Raw genomic sequence first — 2,908 nt, forward strand, 5'->3', positions numbered from 1 at the left:
CCGAACATCGACCTGAAGGAAGTGGCGCCGCCGCCGGAACCGGAAACGCCCAGCACTGCCGAGGCGGAGGAACCCATCGCGGTCGAGGAACCCACGCCGGTGCCGGAGCCGGTGGCCACCAGCATCAACCTGTTTGGCACCGAAATCCTGCCCGGCACCTCCACCCGCCTGGCCTGGTCCCCTGGCATCCAGATCGCCAGTCTGTCCCAGCCCACCCCGGTGCTGGTGGTCAACGGCATCAATCCCGGCCCCAGCCTGTGCCTGGTGGGGGCGATACACGGCGATGAACTGAACGGCATCGAGATCGTCCGCCGGGTCCTCTACGACCTGAACCCCCAGAAACTGTCAGGGCAGGTGATCGGCATTCCCATCGTCAACCTGCAGGGTTTTCAGCAGGGCAGCCGCTATCTGCCGGACCGCCGCGACCTGAACCGGCACTTTCCCGGCCGGCCCCGGGGCAACCTGGCGGACCGCTTTGCCCACGCCCTGTTCGACGGGGCTATCCGCCACTGCGACATGCTGGTGGATATTCACACCGGGTCTTTTCGACGCACCAACCTGCTGCAATTGCGGGCCGACATGAACGTGCCGGAAATGGCCAGCTTCACCCGGGGATTCGACCGCATCGCCGTGGTACACAGTTCCGGGGCAGCCGGCATGCTGCGCAACGCCGCCGTCGCCGCCGGCATTGCCGCCGTGACCATGGAGGCGGGGGAATCCTCCCGCATTCAGGAGCACCAGATCAAAGCCGGGGTCAACAGCATCCACAGCCTGATGGAAAAGCACGACATGATTTCCCAGCTGTTCTCCTGGGGCGATCCGGAGCCGGTGTACTACGACACCTACTGGATCCGCACCGAGTACGGCGGCATTCTGTCCAACCGGGTTTCCTTGGGGGACCGGGTATTCAAGGACCAGTTGCTCGGCGTGGTCACCGACCCCATCACCAATGCCCAGCATCGGATCAAGGCCCACGACAGTGGCCGGGTGATCGGCATGGCGGTGGATCAGGTGGTGATGTCGGGGTTTGCCGCCTACCACATCGGCACCGAGGCGCAGATTACCGAGGGGAAATGATGCCCGCTATCCGGGTGTCTTGAGCGGTAGGAGTATACCGACGGCGCGGTCATCCCCAGCCCGGCCACAAAGTGGGTGGACTGCCCCCCACAGATCGAAACAGCCGTGCACAGTCAACCCATTTCAGCTATCGGGCTGTCACGGCTGCAGATAACGGGGAAAACGAGTTCATCAGAGTTGCAAGGATGGGGAGGCGGAGCTCGCCTCCCCATCGGCCCGGCGGTTGCGCTAATCCGTGGACTGAATCAGTTCATCCAGAAATTTTATCAGGCACAGTTGTTCCAGCAGCGTAGCATCCAGATCCGAATGTCCATCAGCGGCATTAGCCAGCGCGTCCAGTCGATCCCTGCGCGCAGCCAGAATATCAATGCGCTCTTTCAGCATCTTGTTCTGCTCCGTAAACTGCACCAGTTTCGGGTTCGCCCCCTTGCGGTTCATCTGATCCCGCTGGCGCTTGGTGAACGACTCACCACATTGGGTACACACGAAATCGCCGGTCTTCGAGCCAAACAGGTATTCGTCTGTAAAATCGGGGTGATCACAGGGTTTGCCGCCCCAGCGCTCGCGCAGGGCTTTTACTTCTTCGTACTCCATCTCTTCACCATCACATCTTGCTGTATTCAGGCGGGGAACCACGCCCCACCGTTGTTATCCGGGGGCTAGCTTAGCAGATCAGTGCGGCCACTTCCGCAGAGACTGCCCCCTCAGGTAATGGCGACGATGATCAGGAAATCAATCTGTTTAACAGACTTGAGAGTGCCGCGGCCCGCCGAAAAACAATCCTTACCCGCACAGCCCACCTCGCTTAGGCATCTGCGCCGCCGCTGAACACATCCCAAAACTCCACCTTGTCGTTACAGCGCGGGAAATCACCTGCGGGAACGGGAACACCCAGGAACTCGCAGAGCGGCTGCCAGCCCTGGGCCACCTCAAAAATCAACAACCGCTCTTTGGGGATCACTCGCCTGACCTCGTCGATGCGGTTTTGAAAGGCCGCAACAGCCGACTCACGATCCAAACAGCCGCCGAAGGTCTGCTCGGTAATCAGCTTGTCCGCCATGGCGAGCAGCGCACGGGGGTATTCATCGGGAATCTCATTCTTCCTCTCCAGCAATACCTTGATGGTGCCCGAAAAGCTGTCCCACCACCGCTCCGGGGGCCGAACACTCAACAACACCCTGGCGTCGGGATAAAACTCGGCCAGCTCTTTCCAGTAATGGCCACTTGGCCAGTCAACGGAGCAGTTGTAGCCCTCGAACACCTCGTGCCAATCAACCCCTTCACCCGCCGCCGCGTTCTGCCAGAACGGCAGTTGCCGGGGATTTTTGAACACTTCTTCCATGTGGTGGCATGGCCCCAGCCCCAGCTGCTCCAGGGCTTTTTTGATCGACATGGTGCCGGTGCGACCGAATCCGGCACCTATTACTGATAACGACATACTGCACTCCCGGTTGTTATTGAAACGTTCCTGTATTTCCCATCAAGACAGATTGTGCAGCAGGCACTTTATCCAATTGAAATAACTGGATAAATACCACACAAAATTCACAATATTAACGGCTATCGCGCCACTAAAAACAACCAGGTTTCCATCCTATTCTTTTCGCAACTGCTAAGTATTTAATCCCCCCTCGACAGGGGGTTTTTCACGGCAGGACTGTTAAAGTAAAGCTCGACATAACCCGGTCTGTTTCCGGTGCTATAGTCAATGGGTGGCCAGCTAAAGCAGGCGGCCCCATGTGCAACATAAAAATAACAGGTCAATGACCCAACCGGTGCCCACAGTAGCCAACCCCTTTTAAAAACGAGTCCGGCTGGTTCTGCCTCAACC

3 protein-coding genes are annotated in these 2,908 nt (G+C 58.8%); 1 reads left to right on the top strand and 2 read right to left on the bottom strand.

Features of this window, described 5'->3' with window-relative positions:
- Positions 1-1,077 (top strand): succinylglutamate desuccinylase/aspartoacylase family protein (locus tag ABY948_RS11920; RefSeq protein WP_461482755.1); only part of this gene is annotated, 1,077 nt, incomplete at its 5' end.
- A gap of 228 nt (positions 1,078-1,305) precedes the next feature.
- On the opposite strand, the gene ABY948_RS11925 is transcribed toward ABY948_RS11920, so the two are convergent.
- Both ABY948_RS11925 and ABY948_RS11930 read right to left on the bottom strand, forming a co-directional pair.
- On the bottom strand, positions 1,306-1,671 hold the full coding sequence (locus tag ABY948_RS11925; RefSeq protein ID WP_461482756.1) for a hypothetical protein: 366 nt from the start codon (positions 1,669-1,671) through the stop codon (positions 1,306-1,308).
- 211 nt (positions 1,672-1,882) lie between these two features.
- Positions 1,883-2,515, bottom strand: coding sequence for a sulfotransferase family protein (locus tag ABY948_RS11930; protein ID WP_461482757.1), 633 nt, complete (start codon positions 2,513-2,515; stop codon positions 1,883-1,885).
- Between the last annotated feature and the right edge of the window lie 393 nt (positions 2,516-2,908).

Origin of the sequence: Porticoccus sp. (genome assembly GCF_041592135.1) — a bacterium.
In the GTDB taxonomy this organism is placed as follows: Bacteria; Pseudomonadota; Gammaproteobacteria; order Pseudomonadales; family Porticoccaceae; genus Porticoccus.

What these genes read in the sequence shown, in the direction of transcription:
- ABY948_RS11925 (WP_461482756.1), bottom strand. Translation starts at nt 1,671, where the DNA reads ATGGAGTACGAAGAAGTAAAAGCCCTGCGCGAGCGCTGGGGCGGCAAA.
- ABY948_RS11930 (WP_461482757.1), bottom strand. Translation starts at nt 2,515, where the DNA reads ATGTCGTTATCAGTAATAGGTGCCGGATTCGGTCGCACCGGCACCATG.